Source organism: Bosea sp. OAE506 (assembly GCF_040546595.1).
In the GTDB taxonomy this organism is placed as follows: Bacteria; Pseudomonadota; Alphaproteobacteria; order Rhizobiales; family Beijerinckiaceae; genus Allobosea.
In genome coordinates this window covers 2082449-2106957 of record NZ_JBEPOB010000001.1, presented here as the reverse complement: position 1 = coordinate 2106957, position 24509 = coordinate 2082449, and the positions used below count along the sequence as shown (strand labels likewise).

At 67.9% G+C, this 24509-nt stretch carries 22 protein-coding genes and 2 tRNA genes; 8 read left to right on the top strand and 16 right to left on the bottom strand.

The genetic code is table 11. The features are described 5' to 3' along the window. Positions 1–70 precede the first annotated feature (70 nt). Positions 71–913 carry an enoyl-ACP reductase FabI gene (gene fabI, locus ABIE41_RS10220; RefSeq protein WP_192644363.1) on the top strand — a complete coding sequence of 281 codons (843 nt, stop codon included), beginning with the start codon at positions 71–73 and terminating at the stop codon, positions 911–913. A 7-nt stretch (positions 914–920) separates the two neighbouring features. Here fabI and folK read toward each other — a convergent pair whose 3' ends face one another. Genes folK through folP form a run of 3 tightly spaced genes read right to left on the bottom strand, consistent with a single transcriptional unit; the run spans position 921 to position 2642 of the window. After that, positions 921–1436: a 2-amino-4-hydroxy-6-hydroxymethyldihydropteridine diphosphokinase gene (folK, locus tag ABIE41_RS10215; protein WP_192644362.1), complete on the bottom strand. Its 516-nt coding sequence runs from the start codon at positions 1434–1436 to the stop codon at positions 921–923. Continuing rightward, positions 1426–1800: a dihydroneopterin aldolase gene (gene folB, locus ABIE41_RS10210; protein ID WP_192644361.1), complete on the bottom strand. Its 375-nt coding sequence runs from the start codon at positions 1798–1800 to the stop codon at positions 1426–1428. Before folB ends, folK begins: the two co-directional genes overlap by 11 nt. Continuing rightward, the gene (gene folP, locus ABIE41_RS10205) at positions 1797–2642 is read right to left on the bottom strand and encodes a dihydropteroate synthase (protein ID WP_192644360.1); all 846 of its coding nucleotides are present in this window, start codon (positions 2640–2642) and stop codon (positions 1797–1799) included. The genes folB and folP overlap by 4 nt, the downstream gene beginning before the upstream one ends. Positions 2643–2794: 152 nt before the next feature. Between folP and ABIE41_RS10200 the strand changes: the two genes are divergently transcribed. Beyond that, a complete protein-coding gene (locus ABIE41_RS10200) occupies positions 2795–3391 on the top strand; it encodes a histidine phosphatase family protein (protein WP_192644359.1) in 597 nt (198 codons plus the stop codon). A gap of 6 nt (positions 3392–3397) precedes the next feature. Here the strand turns inward: ABIE41_RS10200 and ribB are convergent, their stop codons facing one another. The 4 genes from ribB to ABIE41_RS10180 form a co-directional block, all read right to left on the bottom strand. Beyond that, positions 3398–4675 carry a 3,4-dihydroxy-2-butanone-4-phosphate synthase gene (gene ribB, locus ABIE41_RS10195; RefSeq protein WP_192644358.1) on the bottom strand — a complete coding sequence of 426 codons (1278 nt, stop codon included), beginning with the start codon at positions 4673–4675 and terminating at the stop codon, positions 3398–3400. A gap of 107 nt (positions 4676–4782) precedes the next feature. Beyond that, positions 4783–5901 (bottom strand): chorismate synthase, encoded by a 1119-nt coding sequence (aroC, locus tag ABIE41_RS10190; protein WP_192644357.1) that lies wholly within the window; start codon positions 5899–5901, stop codon positions 4783–4785. Between the two features lie 72 nt (positions 5902–5973). Further along, complete coding sequence (locus ABIE41_RS10185; RefSeq protein WP_354191875.1) at positions 5974–9996, bottom strand: Pls/PosA family non-ribosomal peptide synthetase; 4023 nt, start codon at positions 9994–9996, stop codon at positions 5974–5976. A 241-nt stretch (positions 9997–10237) separates the two neighbouring features. Then, positions 10238–11167, bottom strand: a complete 930-nt coding sequence (locus ABIE41_RS10180; protein WP_192644356.1) for a histone deacetylase family protein — start codon at positions 11165–11167, stop codon at positions 10238–10240. A 226-nt stretch (positions 11168–11393) separates the two neighbouring features. Between ABIE41_RS10180 and ABIE41_RS10175 the strand changes: the two genes are divergently transcribed. Further along, on the top strand, positions 11394–11990 hold the full coding sequence (locus ABIE41_RS10175) for a L,D-transpeptidase (RefSeq protein ID WP_192644355.1): 597 nt from the start codon (positions 11394–11396) through the stop codon (positions 11988–11990). A gap of 28 nt (positions 11991–12018) precedes the next feature. Here the strand turns inward: ABIE41_RS10175 and ABIE41_RS10170 are convergent, their stop codons facing one another. Together ABIE41_RS10170 and ABIE41_RS10165 are read right to left on the bottom strand one after the other, a co-directional pair. Next, a complete protein-coding gene (locus ABIE41_RS10170) occupies positions 12019–12861 on the bottom strand; it encodes a metallophosphoesterase (RefSeq protein ID WP_354191874.1) in 843 nt (280 codons plus the stop codon). A gap of 478 nt (positions 12862–13339) precedes the next feature. After that, a complete protein-coding gene (locus ABIE41_RS10165; protein WP_192644353.1) occupies positions 13340–14719 on the bottom strand; it encodes an aspartate aminotransferase family protein in 1380 nt (459 codons plus the stop codon). 230 nt (positions 14720–14949) lie between these two features. Here ABIE41_RS10165 and ABIE41_RS10160 point away from each other — a divergent pair, with 230 nt between their 5' ends. Beyond that, a complete protein-coding gene (locus ABIE41_RS10160) occupies positions 14950–15474 on the top strand; it encodes an RING finger protein (protein ID WP_192644352.1) in 525 nt (174 codons plus the stop codon). A 7-nt stretch (positions 15475–15481) separates the two neighbouring features. Here ABIE41_RS10160 and ABIE41_RS10155 read toward each other — a convergent pair whose 3' ends face one another. Then, complete coding sequence (locus tag ABIE41_RS10155; protein ID WP_192644742.1) at positions 15482–15883, bottom strand: MarR family winged helix-turn-helix transcriptional regulator; 402 nt, start codon at positions 15881–15883, stop codon at positions 15482–15484. 186 nt (positions 15884–16069) lie between these two features. Between ABIE41_RS10155 and ABIE41_RS10150 the strand changes: the two genes are divergently transcribed. Next, on the top strand, positions 16070–16846 hold the full coding sequence (locus tag ABIE41_RS10150) for a DUF1499 domain-containing protein (RefSeq protein ID WP_192644351.1): 777 nt from the start codon (positions 16070–16072) through the stop codon (positions 16844–16846). A gap of 3 nt (positions 16847–16849) precedes the next feature. Here the strand turns inward: ABIE41_RS10150 and ABIE41_RS10145 are convergent, their stop codons facing one another. Further along, on the bottom strand, positions 16850–17764 hold the full coding sequence (locus tag ABIE41_RS10145; protein ID WP_192644350.1) for an MBL fold metallo-hydrolase: 915 nt from the start codon (positions 17762–17764) through the stop codon (positions 16850–16852). Positions 17765–17890: 126 nt separating this feature from the next. On the opposite strand from ABIE41_RS10145, the gene ABIE41_RS10140 reads away from it, so the two are divergent. Continuing rightward, positions 17891–18517: a biotin transporter BioY gene (locus ABIE41_RS10140; RefSeq protein ID WP_354191873.1), complete on the top strand. Its 627-nt coding sequence runs from the start codon at positions 17891–17893 to the stop codon at positions 18515–18517. A 95-nt stretch (positions 18518–18612) separates the two neighbouring features. Here ABIE41_RS10140 and ABIE41_RS10135 read toward each other — a convergent pair whose 3' ends face one another. Further along, positions 18613–18750 carry a hypothetical protein gene (locus ABIE41_RS10135; protein WP_192644349.1) on the bottom strand — a complete coding sequence of 46 codons (138 nt, stop codon included), beginning with the start codon at positions 18748–18750 and terminating at the stop codon, positions 18613–18615. A gap of 138 nt (positions 18751–18888) precedes the next feature. Between ABIE41_RS10135 and ABIE41_RS10130 the strand changes: the two genes are divergently transcribed. Next, entirely contained in the window at positions 18889–19542 is a 654-nt protein-coding gene (locus ABIE41_RS10130) for a hypothetical protein (protein WP_192644348.1), read from the top strand. 78 nt (positions 19543–19620) lie between these two features. On the opposite strand, the gene ABIE41_RS10125 is transcribed toward ABIE41_RS10130, so the two are convergent. Then, positions 19621–19697 (bottom strand) — tRNA-Pro (locus ABIE41_RS10125). A gap of 204 nt (positions 19698–19901) precedes the next feature. On the opposite strand from ABIE41_RS10125, the gene ABIE41_RS10120 reads away from it, so the two are divergent. After that, positions 19902–19976: transfer RNA gene (locus ABIE41_RS10120), tRNA-Gln, on the top strand. A gap of 325 nt (positions 19977–20301) precedes the next feature. Here the strand turns inward: ABIE41_RS10120 and ABIE41_RS10115 are convergent. The 3 genes from ABIE41_RS10115 to ABIE41_RS10105 all read right to left on the bottom strand — a co-directional run bounded on the left by ABIE41_RS10115 (position 20302) and on the right by ABIE41_RS10105 (position 24449). Continuing rightward, positions 20302–20628 (bottom strand): hypothetical protein, encoded by a 327-nt coding sequence (locus tag ABIE41_RS10115; protein ID WP_192644347.1) that lies wholly within the window; start codon positions 20626–20628, stop codon positions 20302–20304. A gap of 750 nt (positions 20629–21378) precedes the next feature. Beyond that, a complete protein-coding gene (locus tag ABIE41_RS10110) occupies positions 21379–22716 on the bottom strand; it encodes an HlyD family type I secretion periplasmic adaptor subunit (protein ID WP_192644346.1) in 1338 nt (445 codons plus the stop codon). Then, complete coding sequence (locus tag ABIE41_RS10105) at positions 22713–24449, bottom strand: type I secretion system permease/ATPase (RefSeq protein ID WP_192644345.1); 1737 nt, start codon at positions 24447–24449, stop codon at positions 22713–22715. The genes ABIE41_RS10110 and ABIE41_RS10105 overlap by 4 nt, the downstream gene beginning before the upstream one ends. Between the last annotated feature and the right edge of the window lie 60 nt (positions 24450–24509).

Below are 24509 nucleotides of genomic sequence, written 5' to 3'. Positions count from 1 at the left end.
AAATCCGGTTTCCACTTGCCGCGCCATGCTCTAAGAAGCGCCCTCGTCTTTTCCAGTTCGCGGGTCCCCCATGCCTGAATCAAACGCTCTCGCCCGGCCGACGGCCAATCTCCTCAAGGGCAAGCGCGGCCTCGTCATGGGTGTCGCCAACAACCGCTCGATCGCCTGGGGCATCGCCAAGGCCGCGGCCGACGCCGGCGCCGAACTCGCCTTCACCTATCAGGGCGACGCGCTGAAGAAGCGCGTCGAGCCGCTCGCCAAGGAACTGGGCGGCCATGTCGTCGGCCATTGCGACGTCACCGATTCCGCCTCGATCGACGCCGTCTTCGCCGAAGTCGAGAAGCTCTGGGGCAAGCTCGACTTCGTCGTCCACTGCATCGCCTTCTCCGACAAGGACGAGCTGACTGGCCGCTATGTCGAGACGACCGAAGCGAATTTCACCAAGTCGCTGCTGATCTCCTGCTACTCCTTCACCGCCGTCACCCAGCGCGCCGAGAAGCTGATGACCGATGGCGGCTCCATGCTGACGCTGACCTATTACGGCGCCGAGAAGTGGATGCCGCATTACAATGTCATGGGCGTCGCAAAGGCCGCGCTTGAGTCGAGCGTGCAGTATCTCGCCGCCGATCTCGGCCCCTCGAAGATCCGCGTCAACGCGATCTCGGCCGGCCCGATCAAGACGCTCGCCGCCTCCGGCATCGGCGATTTCCGCTACATCCTGCGCTGGAACGAATACAACTCGCCGCTGCGCCGCACGGTGACGATCGAGGAGGTCGGCGAGACCGCCGTGTTCCTCGTCTCCGACATGTCGCGCGGCATCACCGGCGAGATCCTGCATGTCGATGCCGGCTACCATGTCGTCGGCATGAAGGTGCCGACCGCGCCGGACATCACCCTCGACAAGGCCGAGTGAGGCGAAGCTAGACCGCCGGCAGAGCCCGCAGCCGCTCCGTTGCAGCCGGGTCCCGGCGGATGGTGTCGTCGATGACCGCTTCGAGGAGGTCCGTGACTGATCGCCCACCGATCTCCAGCCCCGGCGCGATCTCCGCCAGCGGTGCCAGCACGAAGGCCCGCTCCGCGATCCGCGGATGCGGCACCTGCAAACCGGGCTCGTCGATCGCCTGCCCGCCATAGGTCAGGATGTCGATGTCGAGCGTGCGCGGCCCCCAGCGCTCGCGCCGCTCGCGCCCGCCCTCGCGTTCGAGGGACAGGCAGAGGTCGAGCAGCGCGCGGGCCGACAGCCCGGTCTCGATCAGCACCGCCATGTTCAGGAATTCCGGCTGGTCTAGCTTGCCCCAGGGCGCCGTCCGGTAGACGCTGGACGGGCGAACCAGCGAAACCGCCTCATGCGTCTCCAGCCGGCGAAACACAGTCGCGAAAGCCGCAACCGGATCGCCCAGATTGCCACCGAGGCCGAGCGTGGCCTCAACCCTCACGCGCAAAACTCAGCTTGATGCCGACGCTGGCGAGCGTCGCATGGATTGGCGGGGCCGGCTTGCGCAGCGTGACCTCGACGCGGGTGACGGGGGGAAAACGCTCCAGAACGGCCATCGCCACCGCGCGGGCGGCCGCCTCCAGCAGGTTGAAGCGGCGCGTGGTGAAGACCTCCGTCACCACGCCGACGACGGTGCCGTAGTTCACGGTATCGGCCAGCGCGTCGCTGACGGCGGACGGCCGCAGATCGGTTTCCAGCGCGAGGTCGAGCACGAAGCGCTGCCCCAGCCGTTCCTCCTCGGAAAAGAAGCCGTGATAGGCGTAGATATCGAGCTTCTCGATCAGAATGACGCCGGTTTCGCTCACGCGCTTGGCTCCGAAGACTGTGACAGGGCGGCCCAGACCTTGAACGCCTGCACATGCGGGGCGATGTCATGGGCGCGAATGATGGCCGCTCCCTGCGTCGCCCCGAAGAGATGGGCGGCGACGCTGCCGGCGACGCGCTCGGCGGGAACACTCTGGCCCGTGACGACACCGATCACCGATTTCCGCGAGGCCCCGAGCAGGACCGGGCATCCTAGGCTCTCGAGCTGTGCCAGTTCGCGGATCAGGCGCAGCGACTGCTCCGGCGTCTTGCCGAACAACCCGATGCCGGGATCGACGACGATCTGCTCGCGCGGCACACCCGCCTCGCGCGCAATCGCGATCGACCGTTCGAGGAAGCGCAGCACGTCGGACAGGATGTCGAGCCCGGGGTCGGTCGTCTCGCGGTTGTGCATCAGGATGATCGGGGCGCCGTGCCGCGCGGCGACACCGGCAATGGCCGGGTCGCGCTGCGCGCCCCAGACATCGTTGACGATCGAGACGCCCGCCTCCAGCGCCACCTCCGCCACTTCGGCCTTCCAGGTGTCGATCGACAGCGGCGTGCCGACCCGCTCGCGCAGGCCGGCGATCACCGGCAGCACACGTCCGAGCTCGGTAGCCGCATCGAGCGGCGCATGGCCGGGCCGCGTCGATTCCCCGCCGACATCGACGATGTCGGCGCCCTCCTCCACCAGCCTGACACCATGCGCGATCGCCTGCTCGGCGTTCTGCAGCATCCCGCCATCGGAGAAGGAATCGGGCGTGATGTTGACGATCCCCATCAGCAGGGGGCGGTCGTTCAGGGCGAGCCTGCGACCATCGGGCAATGTCAGGGCCGGCGGCATGAAGCGGCATCCGAAAGGGACGGAGAGCCGCCTATAGACCGGCGACTGCGACAGGCCAAACAAAACGGCGGCGCGCCGCCATGGCTGCGACGCATGGCCCCGCATCTGGCAGATGCTTTGACCTCGCGCCCGGCACGGTGCAGAAGCCCGGCATGGTCCCGATCACGCTCCCGCACCGGCTCATCCTCATCCGCCACGGCGAGACCGACTGGAATCGCGAGGGCCGCCTCCAGGGCGGCCAGGACATCCCCCTCAACGATCTCGGCCGGCGTCAGGCAGCCGAAGCGGCCGAGCGACTGCGGACGCTGGCTCCCGGCTTTGCTGCGCTCGACTATATCGGCTCGCCGATGAAGCGGGCGCGCGAGACGATGGACATCCTGCGCGCCACGCTGGGGATGGAGGCAGGCGCCTACCGCACCGACGACCGGCTGAAGGAGCTGACCTTCGGCAGCTGGGAGGGCTACACCTGGCGCGACATCCGCAAGGCCGAGCGCGAGCAGGCGCAGCTGCGCGAGCGCGACAAATGGAGCTTCGTGCCACCCGGCGGCGAGAGCTACGCCATGCTCGCCGAGCGCATCCGGCCGGTTCTGGAGGGGCTGCCCGGCGAGACCGTGGTGGTCAGCCATGGCGGCGTCGCCCGCGCCGTGCTCGCCCTCGTCGGGGCCGTGCCACCGGCCAAGGCCTCGATGGTCGAGATCTGGCAGGGCAAGATCCTGGTCGTCACCGGCAACCGCGCCGACTGGGTGTAGCGCCGCTCACGTCAGCGGGCGGGTTTCCGCGATCTCGATGCCGAACCCGCTGAGCCCGACGAAGGAGCGCGGCGACGAGGCCAGGTTCACGATCGAACGCACGCCGAGATCGCGCAGAATCTGCGCCCCGAGGCCGACCTCGCGCCATTGCTGGCTGCGCTGCGCATCCGCCCCCTCCTCGACCGGCTTGATCGGCACGCCGGCCGAACCGTCGCGCAGATAGACCAGCACGCCGCGCCCATCCTCCTGGAAGGCCCGCAGCGCACACTGGATAGCGCCCGCTCCGCCGATCACATCGGCCACGACGTCGGCGCGGTGCAGCCGCGACGGGATGCGCTCGCCTTCGCCGATCTTGCCCATCACGAAGGCGAAATGCTGCGTGTCGTCGAACGGTGTCACATAGACATGGCCCGTCATCTCGCCGAAGGCGCTCTTCACCGGGAAGGAATGGACCCGCTCGACCAGCTTCTCGCGCGACTGGCGATAGGCGATGAGGTCCGCCACCGTGATCTGCTTCAGGCCGTGCTTCTCGGCGAAGGCGACGATCTGCGGCCCCTTCATCACCGTGCCGTCGTCATTGGCGAGTTCGCAGATGACGCCGACCGCCGGCAGATCGGCGAGCTTGCACAGGTCCACCGCCGCCTCGGTATGGCCCGAGCGCATCAGCACCCCGCCCTCCTTGGCGATCAGCGGGAAGACATGGCCCGGCCGCACGAAGTCGCCCGCGCCCATATTGCCGTTCGCCAGCGCCCGCACCGTGTTGCAGCGCTGCTCGGCCGAGATGCCGGTCGTCAGCCCGTGCTTGACGTCGACCGTGACCGTGAAGGCCGTGCCCAGCGGCGCGTCGTTCGAGGACACCATCGGGTCCAGTCGCAGGCGCCGGGCTTCGGATGCGGTCAGGGGCGCGCAAACGATGCCGCAGGTGTTGCGGATGATGAAGGCCATCTTCTCCGGCGTGCAGAGCGAGGCGGCGACGATCAGATCGCCCTCGTTCTCGCGATCATCGTCATCGGTGACGATGACGATCTCGCCGCGGGCGAAGGCCTCGATGGTAGCGGTGACGTTGTTGGGCATGGCGGCCTCGCGCGGCCTGACCAGGCCGAGGAAATCATTGGGGGTGACGGCGCCGCCGGTGGCGGCGGCGATGCGCTCGGCGCTTTCGCGCGAGATCCAGGCGCTCTGGTCGTTGCAGAGCGCCGTCACGCTGGCCGGCGATAGGCCGACCAGCCGCGCAAAGGCGCTGCGGCCGATCTTGTTGTGTGACAGCCAGGCATCGAGCTTCATACCGACAAGTTAGGGCAGCCGCCCTTCATCTGCAATGAAGCAGGCGCGCAATTTCAGTATGGCTGAAATGCAAGGACGCTATCGGGTCACGCGCGCGATGCGCACCGTCACTCTTGGAAAGGCCAGCGCGCCTTGACCACGCCGACCTGCGCCCGGTGGCGCAGGAAATGATCGGCCAGGACGCAGGCGACCATGGCCTCGCCCACCGGCACGGCACGGATGCCGACGCAGGGATCGTGGCGGCCCTTGGTGAACATCTCGGCCTCGCCGCCACTGCGCGTCACGGTCGCTCGCGTCGCGAGGATCGACGAGGTCGGCTTGACCGCGAAACGCGCCACGACCGGCTGTCCCGTCGAGATGCCGCCGAGGATACCGCCGGCATGGTTGGAGAGGAACAGCGGCCGGCCGTCATTGCCCGCCCGCATCTCGTCGGCGTTCTCCTCGCCGGAAAGCGCGGCCGCGTCGAAGCCGTCGCCGATCTCGACGCCCTTGACGGCGTTGATGCTCATCAGCGCCGCCGCGATCTCGGCGTCGAGCTTGCCGTAGATCGGCGCGCCCAGCCCAGCGGGGACGCCCTCCGCGACGATCTCGAGAACCGCTCCAGTCGACGATCCGGACTTCCGCACGCCGTCGAGATAGCCCTCGAAGAAGGCGGCCGCCTTCGCATCCGGGCAGAAGAAGGGATTGCGACCGACCTCCTCCCAGTCCCAATTGGCGCGGTCGATCTTGTGCGGCCCCATCTGGACCAGCGCCCCGCGGACGACGAGCCCCGGCACCACCCGGCGCGCGATCGCCCCCGCCGCCACCCGCATCGCCGTCTCGCGCGCCGAGGACCGCCCGCCGCCGCGATAGTCGCGGATGCCGTATTTCACGTCATAGGTGAAATCGGCATGGCCCGGCCGGTACTTATCCTTGATCTCGGAATAGTCCTTCGAGCGCTGGTCGACATTGTCGATCATCAGGCCGATCGAGGTGCCGGTCGTCACCTGCACGCCGTCGCTCTCACGCGCAAAGACGCCCGAGACGATGCGGACCTGATCGGGCTCCTGGCGCTGCGTGGTGAAGCGCGACTGGCCGGGCCGGCGGCGATCGAGATCGCCCTGGATGTCGGCCTCGCTCAGCGGGATCAGCGGCGGGCAGCCATCGACCACACAGCCGATGGCCGGCCCATGGCTCTCGCCGAAGGTCGTGACGCGGAAGAGATGGCCGAAGCTGTTGTGGGACATGGAAACCTGCACAGAAATCCGTGCAGGCTCATAGTCCCGGGCAGGACTGGCGGTCAAACACCATGCTGTCGCTCAATGCCCCGCAGGCACCGGCGCGGGCACCGCAGGCGCCCCCTCCCAGCGCGTATGCGCCGGCAGGTTCTCGCCCTTCATGATGACGGTCAGCAGCCCGACCTGTGCGTAGTCGCCGACATGGGTGTCGTAGAGCACCGTCGCCCCGGCCCCGACGCAGACGCCCTTTCCGAGCTTGACCCGGCCGACCTTCATCACCCGGTCCTCGTAGAGATGGGTCTGCAGGGCGGAATGGGCGTTCACGGTGCAGAAGTCGCCGACATCGATGCAGTCGAACTCGGTGATGTCGGTCGAGTCGAGCCAGACGCCCTTGCCGTATTTCGCGCCGAACAGCTTCAGGAACCAGGGCAGGAAAGGCGTGCCGCGCAGGTAGTCGAACAGTACCTTGCCGCCGAGCCCCCAGTAGAGCACCGCCACCGCCTCGGTGCGCATCGCCCACCAGGACCACATCGGCTTCATCACGGGCTTGTAGACGCCCATCATCAGCCACTTCATCGCGGCGCAGATCAGCGCCTGGATGACAGCGATCAGAACCGCGACGCCCATGAATGAGAGCACCAGCCCGACCCAGTCCTGCTCGTTGATGCGCTGCTGCAGCACGAGATCGACCGCGATCGTGCCGAAGGTGATGAACAGCATCGCCGGGAAGGAGGTGTGCAGGGCCTCGAAGGCGCCGCGCGCCATCTGCTTGCGCAGCGAGGGCTTGTAGGTCCAGTCCGCGCCAAGATCGACCTTCTGCCGGTTCGGCAGCTTGATCGGCGGCGAGCCGAACCAGGTGTCGCCGGGCTGCATCCGGTCATTGGCCGGTGGCTTCGACTTGATGCCGATCAGCACGCGGTCGGGGATGACTGCGCCCGGCGGCACGACGGCGTCGTTTCCGACGAAGACCTGCTCGCCGGTGCGCGTCATGTCGAGCCGCATATAGCCGCGGCGCATGTCCTCGTCGCCGAAGACGACCTCGTCGGCGATGAAGTTGCCCGCCCCGATCCCGGTCAGGTCGTAGCGGCCGGAGAGATTGGTCGAGATTTCGGCACCGGAGCCGATGCGGGCGCCCATCAGCCGGTACCAGGCACGCATGTAGATGGTGGCAAACAGCGAGGACAGTGTCTCGAGCGTGACCTCGGTGGCCAGCGCCACCGTCCATTTGCGGGCATAGAAGCCGGAATGGATAGAATAGGAGCCGGAGGTCACCCGCGGCAGGATCGCCCAGCGCAGCCCCGCCATCAGGAAGACGGTGAAGGAGATCAGTCCGATCGCGGTCGGCCAGGTCAGGAGTGGCAGATACCAGAGATAGCTGATCTCCGACCAGGTCGAGATCCAGTCGTCGATCTGGTCGAACAGCCAGAACGCCGGGAAGATCGGCAGCAGGCTGATCGGCGGCACGACGACGAGCATCAGCACGTAGAAGGCGGTCAGCGCCGAACGGCGAGCCGGGCCGGCCTCGGCCTGCGGCGGCAGGGCCGCGAGATCGACCATGCCGGTCTTGCGGGCCGGCGAGCCGTCCCAGATCTCGGCGTCGGCGATGCGCGCCTTCGGCGGGATCGGGGTCAGGTCGGCGATTTCGGCATGGTCGCCGATCACGCAGTCATGGCCGAAGACGACCGACGCGCCGGCGCAGACGTCGCGCCCAATGGTGATGCGACCGATGATCAGCTTGTCGCCGATCGCCTCGCCATTGGCGAAGGTGGTCTTGGAGCCGAAGCTGGTCCCGTCACCGATCTCGATCAAGTCGATCGCGCCGGCCTCGTAGTCGGAGATGATGACGTCGCGCCCGACCTTGGCACCCAGGAGCCGCCAGTAGACCCGCATCACCGGCGAGCCCTGCAGCCATTTGATGTGGACGAGCCCGGCGACGCGCGCCGCGAACCACCAGCGGAAATAATAGACGCCCCAGAGCGGATAGACGCCGGGCTTGGTCCGCCCCAGCACGATCCATTTCAGCGCGATGGCGATGAGCCCGGTGACGATGGTGATGGCGACATAGACGCCGAGCAGCGCGAAGATCTGGCCGACCAGCGGCAGATCCTCGCCCGACAGCAGCATGTAGGTGACGAAGATGCCGAGCCACTGCGCCGTCGAGAGGCCGATGATCAGCGGCAGCGCCACCGCCTGGGCCAGCCCGCAGAGGAAGCGGCGCAGGAAGGGCGGCGGCGTGAAGGAGAGGTCTTCAGCCGCGGCGATGCCGCGACCGTCCAGGAGCGCCGCCATGCCGCGCAGCGTGCGGGCGCCATAGACGTCCTGCAGCGTGATGCCGGCATAGGACGGGTTCTCGCGGACGATCGAGATGAAGCGCGCCGCCAGCAGCGAATGCCCGCCGAGATCGACGAAGAAATCGGCCTCCAGCGGCAGGCTGGATGCGCCCAGCACGCGCTTGGCGGCGTCGAGCAGTGCGGCCTCGGTGGCGTTGCGCGGCGGCTCCTGCTCGCCCGGCGCGCTCGGCGCCGTCAGCGGCGCGGCCTTCAGCATCCGCCGGTCGACCTTGCCGGAGACCATGCGCGGCAGCGAGCCCACCGCCTCGAAATGCGCCGGCACCATATAGGGCGGCAGTTTCTCCCGCAGCGCGGCGCGCAGCACCGCGCCGTCGACGGCGACGCCGGGCTCTGCCACAACGAAGGCGACGAGGCGCTCGATCTCGTCGTCGGTCCGCATCACCACGGCGGCCTGATGCACGCCCGGCTCATCGGCGAGCTTCGACTCGATCTCGCCGAGCTCGACACGGAACCCACGAATCTTGATCTGGTCGTCGATGCGCCCGTGGAAGACGATGTTGCCGGCCTCGTCGAGGCTGACCGCGTCGCCCGAACGGTAGAGCACCGGATCCTCGGGGCCGAAGGGCTGGCCGAACGGATTGGCGATGAACTTCTCGGCCGTGAGCTCGGGGCGGCCGTGATAGCCCTGCGCCACGCCCGGGCCGCCGATCAGCAACTCGCCCTGCTCGCCGGGGCCGACCAGCGCCATCGCCTCGTTGACAACATAGGCGGTGTAGTTGGCGATTGGCCGGCCGATGGTGACGGTTTCTCCGGGATGAACCTCCGCAGCCGTGGCCACCACTGTGGCCTCGGTCGGGCCATAGGTGTTGAGGATGCGCCGGCCCGGCTTCGACCATTTCTGAACGGTCGCCGGCGGCAGCGCCTCGCCGCCGAGCAGGATCAGCTTCAGCGAGGGCACGTCGGACGGCAGGATGCCGAGCAGCGTCGGCACCGTGTCGATCACGGTGACGCCGGCCTCGGTGAGGATCGCCGGCAGCTTCTCGGCATCGCCCATCATCTCCGGCGAGGCGACGAAGAGCGTCGCGCCCGCCAGATAGGGCGTCCAGATCTCCTCCATCGACAGGTCGAACGCGACCGAGGCGCCCTGGAAGACGACGTCCTCGGGGCCGATCCCGTAGAGGGCGTTCCCCGAGCGCAGGAAATGGCAGATGTTGCGGTGGCTGATGACGATCGCCTTGGGCGTTCCCGTCGAGCCGGAGGTGTAGATCAGATAGGCCGGATGCTCGCGCGTCAGCCCAGGCGCCCGGGCGGGCATCGGGTGGCCGTCATCGCCCTGGGCGAGCGCGTCCGGCGTCCAGACGCTGCGCTCTGTAGCAGCGGCGCGGCCGGTCCACGCCTCGCAGGTGACGATGCCCTTGGCCTGCGCATCGGCGAGGCAGACCGCGATGCGGTCCACGGGTGCTTCGGCGTCGAAGGGTACCCAGGCCGCTCCCGCGCGGGTGATCGCGATCTGCGCGATCAGCAGGTCGATGCCCCGCGGCATCCAAAGGCCGACGAGATCGCCGGGCCCGACGCCCTGGCGCGAGAGCCCGCGCGCCTGCCGGCCCGCCTGCGCCCAGACCTCCTCATAGCTCAGCCGGCGGCTGCCATCGACCAATGCGGGATGGCTGCCGCGGCCCTCGACGGTGGCGGCGAGGACTTCGCCCAGCACCTCGTCGCGCAGCAGATCGGCACGCTTGTCGCCCGCCATCATGGCGACGACGGTCGGGCTCGCCTGGTCGGTCGTTCCCGACAGGATGGTCATGTCGTTCATCGCGCCCTGTTGCGCACGGCGCGTCAGTCTCGCGAAGCGGCCGCCACTGGCGCCCTCCCCGATCTGACGCAGCCTCACGCACCCCGTTGTTGCTGGAAAACGCGCGACCCGACGCCGTTTTCCCAGTCGATTCCCCCGGCCGGGCGAGTGCCGCAACGCGGCCCCGCACTAGCACGCTTCTCCTGCCCGCACACCTCTGAACCCATGATGAACGCTACTCACGGGCCGATGCGACGCAGCGTCATCCCCGCATCAGCGCCATCACATGGGCGGCCGCGGAACGGGAGAGACCCTCCAGATCGTAGCCACCCTCCAGCACCGAAACGACGCGCCCGCCGCAGCAGCGATCCGCGATCGCCATCAGCTCCTGCGTCGCCCAGGCGAAATCGGGCTCCTTCAGGTTCAGATTGGCCAGCGGATCGCGCCAATGAGCATCGAACCCCGCCGAAATGATGATCAAATCCGGCGAGAACGCGGCGATGCGCGGCAGCAGCACGCTCTCCATCGCCTCGCGAAAGGCGTCCGACCCGTCGCCGGCGCTCAGCGGGGCATTGACGATGGTGCCATGAGCGCCGCGCTCGGAGAGGGCACCCGTCCCGGGATAGAGCGGCATCTCGTGGCTCGAGGCGTAGAGCACGCTCGCGTCGTCCCAGAAGATCTCCTGGGTGCCGTTGCCGTGATGAACGTCCCAGTCGAGGATCGCGACCCGCTCCGCGCCGTGGCTGCGCTGGGCGTGGCGGGCGGCGATGGCCCCCTGGTTGAAGAAGCAGAACCCCATTGCCTTCACGCTCTCGGCATGGTGGCCGGGCGGCCGTGTGGCGCTGAAGGCGTTGGCGACGCGCCCGGTCATGACCTCGTCCACCGCCTGAACCGCCCCGCCGACACCGTGGAGCACCGCCTCGACCGTGCCGGGCGACATCGTCGTGTCCGCGTCGAAGGGCACCAGCCCTTGCTCGGGCGACGCCGCCAGCACAGCCTCGATGAAGGCGCGCGGATGGCACAGGCCGATCTGCTCCAGCGTGCCGCGCGGGGCGGCCTCGCGAATCAGCGGCGCGAAGCGCTCGGTCTCGAGCGCCGCCTCGACGGCCCGCAGGCGATCGGGACGTTCGGGATGGCCGAGCGGTGTCTCATGCGCGAGGCTGGCGGGGTGGGTCAGCAGGAGTGTCGTCACAGGCGGGTCCCCTCGGGACGGTCGGAGAAAGGAAACGTGACAAGATGGTCACGGTGCAGTGCGAAACGCGTGATTCGCCGCGCCCAAGCGGAACCCAAATTGCGCGGCGTCCGTTTGCGCCCTAGACCATGCGGCGACGCCCAGAGGTCGAGCTGAAGCCGACGGATACGAAGCGTTAACCCTGAATTCATCATAAAGATCGCCTTTGGGCCGTCTGGTGGACGTCATGAAACAGACCGCGATCCTTGCCTTGGCGCTCTCGACCCTGCTGGGAGCCTGCCAGTACAAGAGCGTCAACGCTCCGGCCCTGTCGCAGAGGGATGCCGAATACATCGCCCTGGTGCCGACCTTCGAGCACCATCTCACCCATCTGCCCTACGAGATCGCCGACCCGACCGGCCAGCCGGCCGGCACCATCGTCGTCGATACGCGAGAGAAGTATCTCTATTACGTCCTGCCGAACAAGAAGGCGATCCGCTACGGCGTCGCCACCGGCGACGAGGCCTTCGGCTGGACCGGTGAGGCGATCGTGCAGCGCAAGGCGGAATGGCCGCGCTGGACGCCCCCGGCCGAGATGATCGCGCGCTGGCCCCATCTGGCGCCCCGTGCCGGCGGCATGGAGGGCGGCCCCGACAACCCGCTCGGCGCCCGCGCCCTGTATCTCTACCAGAATGGCCGCGACACGCTCTATCGCATCCACGGCACCAACGAGCCCGAGACGATCGGCCGCTCGGCCTCCTCGGGCTGCATCCGGATGCGCAACATCGACGTGATCGACCTGTTCAACCGCGTGCCCAACGGCACGAAGGTGATCGTGACCTGATCTGAGAGGGGGCGGCGTCGTCAGGCGCTCAGCCGAGTTCGATCAGAACGATCTCGGGGGGAATGCCGAAGCGGATCGGCAGCTGGCTCGTGCCGATGCCGCCCGAAACGACGAGATCGCGCCCCTCCTCGCGGACATGGCCATAGGCGTAGCGCCCGCCATAGCGCGACGGCACGATCGGCGCCCAGCCCAGAAAACGAACCTGCCCGCCATGGGTGTGGCCCGACAGCGTCAGCGTCACGCGGTCCGGCATGCGGGCGAAGACGTCGGGCTCATGCGCCATCATGATCACCGGCAGCCCGTCATCCCCCACCTGCGCCAGCGTGCCCTCGAGATCGTCGATGCCCTGCGCCCAGCCCCGGCGCTTCGGCAGGAAGGCGATCTGGTCGCCGAGCCCGGCGAGCCAGAGCGGGCCAGCCGCCGTATCGAGCCTGACGGCCTTGTTCTCCAGCACGGGAATGCCGGCGCGCTCCAAGGCGAGACCGACCTGCGTCGGGCCCTTGCGATGGGTCTGCGTCGGCTCGTCATGCCACCAGTCGTGATTGCCCAGAATGCCGAAGACGCCATCGCGTGCCTCGAGCCGGGCGAGTTCGGTGGCGAGGTCCGCAAGCGCCGGGTCTGAGGCGATGCGCCGGCGGCTGGCGACGAAATCGCCGAGCAGCAGCGTCAGATCAGGCTTGAGCGCGTTGGTCGCGGCAACCAGTTCGGAGACGCGCGCCAGCGGAACATGCAGTGACCCGACATGGAGATCGGACAGGATCGCCAGCCGCAGGCGGCGCCCCTCCGGCCAGCCTCTGGGCGTGAGCCGGTAGCGCGTCAGGTTCTGCCGCCCGGGCTCCCAGACCGCAGCATAGGCCCCCGGCCCGGCCATCGCCAAAAAAAGACCGGCGAGAGTCCGAAGAACTCTGCGCCGGTCAAGCATGGAGGGTCTCGAATGGGTCTAAGAAGTCAGTCGTCGAAGCCGTGGCGAAGGACACCGGCAAGCCGGGATGGTGCATCCTTCGCACGGTGATCCAACGCAGCCGGGGCGCGCCTTGTTCCAGCGGCCAGAGCGGGAAGCGCGATGGGCTTGAACCAGGATGCGTAGGCCTCCCGGGCATGGGCATCGTGGAAACTCGCATGGGCAGGAATCGAGCGGCGGGGTTGAGACGGGGTGGTCATGGGTTCCGGTTGGGTTGGCGTCCGTGGCGGCGACGGGTTCGTCGCCGCACCAGAAACTGACCCAGGATCGGGACTCCAAAACGGCATCATCGTGATGCGTTCGCGGCGATTTGTGTCGCACCGTCACATTGCGCCACAATCATGAACGACCTGCAGTGCACGCGATGCGGCAGAGTGCCGCCTCCGCGTCAGGCTGCGAGCAGGCCTTCCGCCTTGGCCCAGGCCAGCGTCTTGTCGAGGGCGCGCTCGTAGCGGTCGAACATCTCCTCGATCTCCGCCTCCTTCATGATCAGCGGCGGGCAGAAGGCGACGCGGTCGCCCATGGCGCGCAGGATCAGGCCTTCCTGCTGGGCAAACAGCACCGACTTGGGGCCGACGCCCTTCTTGATCTCGAAGGAAGCCTTGGTCGCCTTGTCGCGGACCAGCTCGACGCCGCCGATCAGGCCGACGCCACGGGCCTCGCCGACGAGCGGGTGCTCCTCGAGCTTGGTCAGTCGGCGCAGGAAGGTCGGCGAGACGCTGCGGACATGTTCCACGATCTTGTCACGCTGGTAGATCTCCAGCGTCTTGACCGCGACCGCGCAGCCGACCGGGTGGCCGGCATAGGTGTTGCCATGGCCGAAGGTGCCGATCTTGCGGCTCTGCTCGACCAGGACCTCGTAGACCCGCTCGTTCATCATCACCGCGCTCAGCGGGAAATAGGCCGAGGTGATCTGCTTGGCGCAGGAGAGCGTGTCGGCCGCAAGCCCGTAGGTCGTGGTGCCGAACATGTTGCCGGTGCGCCCGAAGCCGGTGATGACCTCGTCGGCGATGAACAGGATGTCGTATTTCGCCAGAACGGCGTTGATCTTCTCGAAATAGCCAGCGGGCGGCGTGATCGCCCCGCCCGCGCCCATCACCGGCTCGGCGATGAAGGCGGCAACGGTGTCGGGCCCCTCGCGCAGGATCATCTCCTCGAGTTCCGCAGCCATGCGCGAGGAGAAATCCTGCTCGCTCTCGCCGGGCTCGGAGAAGCGGTAGTGATGCGGGCAGGAGGTGTGGAGGATGCCGGGCAGCGGCAGGTCGAAATCGATATGGTTGTTCGGCAGGCCCGTCAGCGAGGCCGAGGCGACGGTGACGCCGTGATAGCCCTTCAGCCGCGAGATGATCTTCTTCTTCTGCGGCCGGCCGAGCGCATTGTTCATGTACCAGACGATCTTGATCTGGGTGTCGTTCGCATCCGATCCGGAGGCGCCGTAGAACACCTTGGAGATCGGCACCGGCGCGATCTCCTTCAGCTTCTCGGCCAGCTCGATCGCCGGGTCGTGGCTGCGGCCGCCGAAGATGTGCTGGAAGGGCAGCTTCTTCATCTGCTCATAGGCAGCCTCGATCAGCTCCTGGTTGGAGTAGCCGAGCGCGGTGCACCAGAGGCCCGCCATGCCCTCCAGATACTCCTTGCCGCTGCTGTCATAGACATAGACGCCCTTGCCGCTCTCCAGCACGAGCGGCCCGGTTTCGCGATGCGCCGCGAGGTTCGTATAGGGGTGGACGAGAGTCTCGATGTCGCGGACGGCGAGGTTGGACAGCATCGTGCGGATCCCCCTGATGCGAGTGGCGTCTTCTGTCAGCATAGACCGGCACCCGCGCAAGCGCTGAGCGAATTTATCGCAACCCGAGGCAGACTCTGCCGCAGGGCCGGCCCGCTTGGGGCGGATCCTTCGCGGGGCGTCGCGGGACCGTCCGCTCCCGGACGGACTTGTCAGGCGGCTCCGGCCCCGGCATCGTCGCCTCCTGTTTGGAAGGGTTCGGAAGAGGCCGCATGATCGACCCGGCAGCGATGGTGAACCGGCCTGCCGCGGGCCGGGACTGCGGCAGTTGCACGCTATGCTGCAAGGTCTACGAGGTCCCGGCGGTGGAGAGCCAGGCAGGGACCTGGTGCCGCCACTGCCTGCCGGGTCGCGGCTGCGGCATCCACGAGACGCGGCCGCAGCATTGCCGTGCCTTCTTCTGCCTCTGGATGACGCAGGATTTCCTCGGCCCGGAATGGAAGCCGGACCGGGCCCGCTTCGTCCTTACCATGGACCCGGTGACGCGCTGGCTCTTCGTCCAGGTCGATCCCGGCGCCGCGCAGGGCTGGCGCAAGGACCCCTATCTCGGCCAGCTCAGGCGCTGGGCGGCGGCGGGCGACCGGCCGGTGATCGTCTTCGTCAACAAGGTCGCGACCGCGATTTTGGCGCAGGGCGAAATCGCGCTGGGTGAGATCGGCGCGGATGAGCGCCTCGTCCTGCGCGAACTCCCCGGCGGCCGCAAGACCCTCGAGAAGGTGTCGCGGGTCGGCGCCTGACCGGCCGTCAGTCCTCGTCGGCGGCCCGGGCCAGATCGCGCCAGGCCAGCACCAGCCGGTCGAGCTCGGCCAGATCGTCCCCCGGCAGCTTGCCCAGCGTCTGCGCCACGAAATCGCGCTGCGCCTTGATGCCGGCCTCAGCCAGCCTTCGCCCCTCCGGCGTCAGGTGCATGGCATAGGAACGCCGGTCCCCGGCGATCGCGCGCCGCTCGACGAGGCCGGCCTGCACCAGCCGGTCGACCAGCCCCGAGACATTGCCCTTGGTGACGTAGAGCCGCTCCGCCAGCTCGTTCTGGCTGATGCCCTCGCGCTCCGTCAGCGTCGACAGCAGGTCGAACTGCGGGATCGACAGCCCAAGCGCCCTGATCCGGCCCGTCATCTGGCCGAGCATGCGCTGGTGCAACCGCATGAACCGGAACCAGACGCGATCGGGTTCGGTCGCATCGGCACGCGGCGCTGTCTTCGAATCCGTCACGGGTTGGTCCTTTGTCACGATCGATCACGCCTAAACCATCTCACGGTTGCAGGCGAGATGATCGTGACGGCAGGACGAAGGCGCCTTGCCTCCGTGGCTTCGTCGCGTCATCGATGGCCCATGCATCGCCGTCTCGTCTTCGAGGAACCCGTCTCACGTGCCGCGCTCTGGAGCCGGCGCCTGGCCTGGTTCGCGCTGGCGGTGCTGCTGCTCGCCCTGCTCGTCTTCCGCAGCGGCGAGCCCACGCTGGAAGGCCTCGCTCCCGTCGCCGCTGCCTATGGGCTGGCGCTGCTCGCCCTGCTCCTGTCGCTCCTCGCCTTCGCGCGGATCTGGCAGACCGGCCATCGCGGTGTCGGCATGGCGGCCGGCGCTTTCCTGATGGGCGTGCTGATGCTGGTTCCGGCCGCCTATGTCGTCTTCAAGCTCGTTACCCTGCCGGCGCTCGCCGATATCTCGACCGACATCGACGATCCCCCCGCCTTCAGCCGCTCGCGCATCGCGCTCGACGCCCGCGCCGGGCGGGTGCCGCCTGATGTTCCGGCCGAGCGGCGCCGCCTGCAGCGCCGGGCCTATCCGAAGACGGTGCCGATCGTGCTCGAGGTCCCCGCCGAGACGGCCTTCGACATCGCCCGCCGCGCCGCCATCGCCCGCGGCTGGCAGGTGCTGGAGGCGACGCGCCCCGGCGGGCGCAGCGGCGCCGGGCGCATCGAGGCGGTCGCCCGCGCACGCCTGCTGCGCACGGCCGAGGACATCACCATCCGCATCCGCCCGCGGGCCGACGGCAGCCGGATCGACATCCGTTCGGCATCCCGCATCGGCCCCCACGACCTCGGCATCAACGCCGCCCGGATCGCCGCCTTCGCCGATGAGGTCGAACTGCTGGTCGAATCGCGCTGAGGTTCAGGCGGGTCGGTAGCGGCTGCCGAGCCCCGGCACCGCCTCGTCGCAGGTGACGGTTCCCCGCAGCACGAGATCCTCGAGCTGCGCCAGCACGGAGAGGGCCGCAGCGGCGTGCAGTGCCGGCGGCAGCCCCTGATAGATCGGCGGCACCATCGCTGAAATCCGCTCGTCACCGGCCCGCAGCCGGCCGAGGATCGCCGCCTCGCGCTGCCGCCGGTGCTGCACCAGCCCGCGCAGGAAGCGCTGCGGCTCGGTCACCGGCCCGCCATGGCCGGGCCGGTAGAGCGCATGCTCCATCCCGCGCAGCTTTTCGACCGAGGCCATATAGGCCGCCATCGACCCGTCCGGCGGGGCGACGATGGTGGTCGACCACGCCATGACATGGTCGCCCGAGAACAGCGTCGCCTCCTCGGGCAGCGCGAAGGCGAGATGGTTGGCAGTGTGGCCGGGCGTCTCGATCGCCAGGAGGCTCCAGCCCGGCCCCGTCACCGCGTCACCCTCGGCCATCAGCCGGTCCGGCGCGTGCTCGGAATCGGCAGCGGCGTCCAGGCGGGTCGCCTCGCCCGCGGCGAGTTCGCGGAAAGGCCGGTGCGGCCCGCAGCCGACGATCTCGGCGCCCGTCGCAGCCTTTAGCGCCCGCGCGCCGGGCGAATGGTCGCGATGGGTGTGCGTGACCACGATATGGCTTACCGTCTCGCCGGAGACCGCCGCGAGCAGCCCCGCCAGATGGGCTTCGTCCTCCGGCCCCGGATCGATGATCGCGACCCGCCCCTGCCCGACGATGTAGCTGCAGGTGCCGGTGAAGGTCATTGGCCCGCCATTGCCGGCGATCAGCCGCCGCACCAGGTGCGAAAGCTGAACCACCTCGCCGGGAGGAGCGGTCGCGCTGCGGTCGAATTCGATGTCGTCGCTCATGCCTGTTTCCGCAGGGCCGCCGGGCAAGCCTGCGCGGGCCGCGCGGCTTGTGGGGCTTTGCCGCATTTTCTATAGACGGAAAAGCCGGCCGCGCAGCGCGGCCATCGCAGACAGGACGACAAGCCCATGGCGCAGATGCTTCCCCTCCAGGCTCCGACGCTGGCCCATGCGGCCCTTCCCGCCGTCTCCGGCCCGCGCGCCGCGCTTCTGCGCAACATCGCGCTCGCCGTCGCCGGCAGCCTGCTGCTCGTGCTGGCCGCCAAGATCAAGGTGCCGTTCTGGCCGGTGCCGATGACGCTGCAGACGCTGGTCGTCTTCGGCGTCGGCGCGGCCTATGGCTCGCGGCTCGGCGCCGCCACCGTCGCGCTCTACATCGCCTATGGCCTCGCCGGCCTGCCGGTCTTCACCAACACCCCGCCGGTCGCCGCCGGCCCGCTCTACCTCGTCGGCCCGACGGGTGGCTTCCTGGTCGGCTTCGTCGCCGCCGCCGCCATCGCCGGCTGGGCTTCCGTTCGGGGCGCCTCGCTGGCGCGCCTCGTCGGCGGGCTCGTCGTCGCCGAGGTCGTGATGATGGCGCTGGGCTTCGGCTGGCTGGCGCTGGGCGCCCAGATGGCAGCCGGCACCACCGGCATCGGCTTCGCCAAGGCCTTCGCCTTCGGCGTGCAGCCCTTCCTCCTGGGCGATCTGCTCAAGCTGGCGCTGGTCGCCTGCCTCGCCCGCGCCGGCTGGTCGGCGCTGCAGCGCCGCGGCTGAACGCTTCGCACTGACGAGACGATCGAGGCCGGGCGCAAGCCCGGCCTTTTTCATGTCTGCCTGGTTTCCTGCTCGCCTGATTCGGGGGGAGACGCTCAGCCCTGCGGCGTCGAACTCGTGCAGGTCTTCTGGTCCGGCCCGGTGAAGAAGGGACCGAGATTGCCGCATTTGTCGCAACCCGCGAGCAGGGTCGCGAGGCCGAGGATGCCGAGGAGCTGGAAAGCGCGCTTCATGATGATGCCCGTGATGCTGTCGGGCGTTTCTAGAGCCTCCCCGGGCAAATGACCATCACCGGAGCGAAGGCCACCTCTCTTGCCGCCCCGGCCGGCGGAGGCGATGATCCCAGGAGAAAGGCCTTCTGGAGGATGACCATGATTGCGCGCCTCGCCATCGCCATGACGGCTCTCGCGCTGGCGCCCTGCCCATCGGCCTTCGCCCAGGATCGCACCGTGCCGGTCCGGTTCCAGCCCGGCGCGACCGCGGCGAGCGTGAAGGGTACGGTCCGGGGGCAACAGGGCATCAACTACACCTTCGAGACGACAGCCGGGCAGACGCTGCAGGTGCTGTTCACGCCGTCGAACCGCTCCTGCACCGTCAATGTCTACGCACCGGGCGCCGACGAGGCGGTCCATATCGGCTCGGTCGCCGGCAACGAATTCGGGCAGACGGCGACGCAGGCCGGGACCTATCGTGCGCAGGTCTCCCTGGTGAGGAATGCGGCTCGCCGCAACGAGACCTGCCGCCATACGCTGTCGATCGAGATCACCGGCCGACCCGGCGGGAGCAGCGCCGGCGTCTCGGACGCGATGCTCCGCGACCGCTGCCGGGCCGAGGCGGCGCCGATGTATGGCGTCGCCCCGCGCCGGATCGCGCTTGCGTCAAGCGTCGGGCCCTCGGCCGAGGGCGGCCTTCAGATCGACGGCACCGTCGACAAGGGACGCGAGGGCCGCAAGAAGCTGCGCTGTCTCTTCACGCGCGAGCGCGGCTTCGACCGCGTGATGGCGATGACGCCGGACGGGCGCTGACGGCCGCCAGGGCCGGTGCCAAAGAAAAAGGCCCGTGAGGGCCTGTCTCCGAACGTCTTGCGATGTCCCGGGAAATTTTGGTCGGAGTGGCAGGATTTGAACCTGCGACCCCCTCGTCCCGAACGAGGTGCTCTACCAGGCTGAGCCACACTCCGATCAACTGGTGGCGGGCTTATAGCCAGCGCCGCGGCGCGGCGCAACAGGCGCGGCGGCCTCGCGTGACGAATTATCCGCTGGCCCTCCCCGCACCGTCGCTCGCGCAGGTGTCGCGCCACCACCGAAGCCCCGCGCAGAGGGCCTCTCGCGACGATCTGGCCGGTTGCGCGCGCTCCCGCCGCGTTCTAGAAGGCGCGACGCGTTGGGGCGTCGCCAAGCGGTAAGGCAGCGGTTTTTGGTACCGCCATGCGGAGGTTCGAATCCTCCCGCCCCAGCCAGCCATAAACGCCGAACCAGATATTCAGCCCCGGCGGCACTTCCTGCGACAGTGTCGAGGGTTAGCTGGGCCTGCTTGGTCTGAGGGTGCTGCGGCCGGCCGGTAATCCGCTATTTCTGTCCGATTTCTGGCCATGGTCTGGCGGGGGGCTTTTTCGTGTTCCGTGGGGATTGGCGACAGAACTGTTCGCAATCCTTTGCGCAGAGACCGGTTCGACAATCCGGCCGCCGCAAGCAAATCAGCGCGCGGTGGCCCGCGCGCCGTTACACTATCCATTCTCGGACTAAAATTAGCTGGCGGGTAGACGCTGTTCCTGGTCGGCCCAGTCATGGGGCAGAGCTGCCGTCAGCCGGCTGATAGTGAGATTGCTTTGGCGCGGCGCCGTCGGCGATGGCGCGGATGATGGTTGGCGAGAGGCAGGCGAGTGGCAGGAGTTTTCGAACATTGCGCTCGCCCCTGCCTTCGCTCTCGTCGATTGCATCCGTCGAGGCGAGCGATCCGTCGATCAGCCCAGACATCCAACGGCGCGCTTGCGCGATCGTCGTGAGGATCTCTTGGGGCGTATCGTGATCGAGCCTTGGCAGTTGCGATGGTTGATTAGCGACGCCCTTGCGCCGGCCCTGAGGCTGCCAGGAAAACGGCGCGATGATCACGCCATGATCTTAGGCCGCACCGTCCGCATCATCGTCGGATCGACAGTCGATGCTTATGCGGTCGGGGTGAAGGGTGATGCGGGCAATGGCGTTGGGCGTCGTGGTCGCCATCACCGCCGCTTCGATCTTGGGCGCCTAGACTCTCGCAACCGAACCAGCCGCCCCCTTGCGATGCTGCAGCACGGCCTGCAAGACGTAGTAGCGGTAGCGCACGCCGTCTTGACGTTAGGGCGAGACATAAAAATTTCCTTCCATGCAGTAAAACGGGAATAGCCCCGTCACCAACTCGATCCCGCCTCGGCGCATAGCCGGCAGGGTTCTTTAGGAGAGTGGCGCGCTCACCGCCGCGCCGTCGGACATACCAATGCTCGACAGCACAACGAAGTCCAGTCGGTTTACGCGGCTTTATGTGAGGTTGGGATCGACGCCCTCTGCCGGCGTCCTATTGCCGTCCGGCGCTAGTTCGTCGCACCAAGTGATCATCTCGCCGAGTTCGGCGTCGCCCAACGTTGCTGCGATCAACAAGTCATTCAGCTACAGGATGATATCTCAAGGGTATTTAATACGAGACTTGGTGACGAAACGCGGTAATTTGATAACTTACGGCTCCGCAGGTGAAAGGCTTTTGCCAGCCTGTCTATGGGCGCCGAGCAAGACTAACGATAATCTGGCTACCAGCCCGTCTGTTCGCAGGATCGAGCGTCCGTGCTAGATCATTGAGTGGCGGCAAATTGGCTATATGTAGTATTTTTACCGTTCCCTGAACGTCCTGTCGAACTGTGTGGTGATTGGTTTCAGCAGAAAGGCCAGCGGCGTGCGCGGCACGGTCTCGATATAGGCCTCGGCCTGCATGCCCGCGATGACCCTGACCGGGGCCAGCCGCTCCATCTCACTGCGCGGCAGAGCGACCCGCACAGTGTAGTAGACAGTGCCTTGGCGCTCGTCGCGGCTGATGTCGGCGCTGATGCGCGAGACCTTGCCGATCAGCTCGGGATTGGAGGCCTGGTTGCCCGCCTGGACCTTGACCCTGACGGTCTGGCCAAAGCTGATCTGGTCGATATCAGTCGGCGCGACCCTTGTGTCGAGCTGGAGCTCGTCATCGGCCGGGACGATCAGCATGGCCGGCTCGCCGGGCTGGAGCACGCCGCCGAGCGTGTGAACCGTCAACTGATGCACCGTGCCGCTGCTGGGGGCGCGCAGATCGATGCGCTTGAGCTGGTCCTGAGCCGCCGAGCGGCGCTCGACCAGCTCGCCTTCGCGGCCCTGGATCTCTCGCAGCTCCTTCATCACCTCGGCGCGCTGGTCCTCGTCGATCTGGATGATCTGCAATTCGATCTCGGCGATCTTGCCTTCGGACTGTGCGATGTTGGCGACGAGCTGGCCACGCTGGCCCTCGATCGAGGCCTGGTCGCGCTGCAGCGCGCTCAGTCGCGTCAACTGGATCAGGTTGCGTCTGTAGAGATCCTCTACGCCGACCAGCTCGACAGCGATGATCGCCGCCTCGCGCTCCTTGGCCGACTGCTGGGCCGTCAGTCCCTTGATCTCGTCGCGTAACTGGGCGACGCGCTTGCGCAACTGGGCGCGCTGGCCATAGCGAGCGGCACGGCGCACCTCGAACAGCCTGGTCTCGGCCGCGACGAGCTGGGCGATTTCGGGAGTGGCCTTGCGGGCCTCGATCTCCGGCGTCAGGCTCAAAGCCACCCCACCGTCGCGCTCAGCGGCGAGACGCAGCGAGCGCACCGCGAATTCGTCGATCTGCTTTGAGACGATCTGGTAATTGGCGCGGGCCACCGTCTCGTCGAGACGCAGCACGACATCGCCTGCCCAGACGCGGTCGCCCTCGCGCACCATCAGCTCGCCGACGACGCCGCCGGTCGGATGCTGCACCTTCTTGACTTCGCTGGCGACGACGAACTGGCCGGTAGCCGCGACCGCGCCCTGCAAGGTCGTCGTCATCGACCAGACGCCGAGCGTGCCGGCAAAGAAGCCGACGACGGAGAGGCCGATCAGCTGCTGCTTGCGCAGGGACCGGATATAGTCCGGCTTGGACTGGCCGGGCGGAGGCTGGTTGGCTGTCAGTTCGGTCATGCGGACACCACCCGGGCTGGGCGCGCCATCGGGCCGGACACGGGCTGAGCAAGCGACTGCAGAACCTCGTCGCGCGGACCGGCCGTGCCAATGCGGCCGTCCTTGAGGACGGCGACGAGGTTGACGGCGGCGAGCCCCGACGGGCGATGGGTGATGACGACGGCGATGCCGCCGCGCGCGCGGACCGAGCGGATCGCCGCGTTGAGCGCCTCATCGCCGGCGTTGTCGAGATTGGCGTTGGGCTCGTCAAGCACGACGAGGAAGGGATCGCCATAGAGCGCGCGCGCCAGCGCAACGCGCTGGCGCTGGCCGCCCGAGAGCGAAGCGCCCGCCTCGCCGATGCGGCTGTCGTAGCCCTTGGGCAGTTCGAGGATCAGGTCATGGGCGGCGGCCGCGCGGGCTGCCGCAATGATCGCCTCCGGATCGGGAGTTGCCGCGAACCGAGAGATATTCTCGGCCACCGTGCCGTCGAAGAGTTCGACGTCCTGAGGTAGATAGCCGATATGGCGGCCGAGCTGATCGCCCCACTGGTCGAGCGCCGCGCCGTCGAGTCTGACCTTGCCCTTATGGGCCGGCCAGACGCCGACCAGCGCGCGTGCCAGCGTCGATTTGCCCGAGCCGGTGGGGCCGATGACGCCGATCGCATCGCCCGCCGTCAGGCGCAGCGAGACGCCAACGAGCACGGGCGTGGGCTGACCTGGCGGGCCGACGACAAGGTCCTTGGCCACCAGGTGCCGGGCCGGGGCAGGCAGCGGCAGGCGCTGCTCGTCGGCGGGCACCAGCGCGAGGCTGCGCTCGAGGCGGCGATAGCTCTGGCGGGCAGCGACGAACCCCTTCCAGTGAGCGACGGCGGTCTCGATCGGCGCCAGCGCCCGCGAGGTCAGGATCGACGCGGCGATGATCACGCCGGCCGAGATCTCGCCCTTGATGGCGAGATAGGCGCCAAGCCCGAGAGATGCCGATTGCAGGATCAGCCGAAAGACCTTGGCGAAAGCGCCAAGCCCGCTGACGACGTCGCTCGCCTTCAGCGTCTCCGTGACATGGCGTTCGCTGATGGCGCTATAGCGAGCCAGGAAGGCCGGCCGCATGCCGAGCGCGCCGACGACCTCGGCGTTGCGCCGGGTGGTCTCGACGAGATTGTGTCGATGCACTGAGACCTCCGCCAGAGCCCGCGCCGGCGGCTGGCTGCGCCGCTCGGTCAATAGGGTCAGCCCGATGATGACGACCACGCCGCAGACCGTCAGCCAGCCGAGCCAGGGATGCAGCTGGAAGATAACGATTAGGAAGATCGGCATAAAGGGCGTGTCGAAAAGCGCAGTGGGACCGAGTCCCGAGAGGAAGCCGCGGACCTGGTCGAGATCGCGCACGGGAGCCACGACCTCGGAGCCGCGCACTCCCTTTAGCGGCAATTCGGCGACGACCTGATAGACCCGCGGCGCGAGCAGCTCGTCGAAGCGCGCGCCGATCCGCGCCAGCATGCGCGTGCGCAGTCCGTCGAGCACGCCCTGCAGCAGAAAAGCTGCGAGCACGATAAGCGAGAGCGCGACCAGCGTCGGCACTGAACGGCTGGTCAGCACGCGGTCATAGACCTGCAACATGTAGAGCGAGCCGGTCAGATAGAGGATGTTGACCAGCGCGGAGAAGACTGCGACGCCGCCAAACCAGCGCGTACACGCCCCGAACGCCCGGCTCACCTCAGGCGAGCGCGCGCCATCTTGAAAGGAATTGCTCATCAGTTCCCGCTTGATGTGGTACGGATGCATCTAACTAAGCTGGGCGGCTCGAAGAACGTC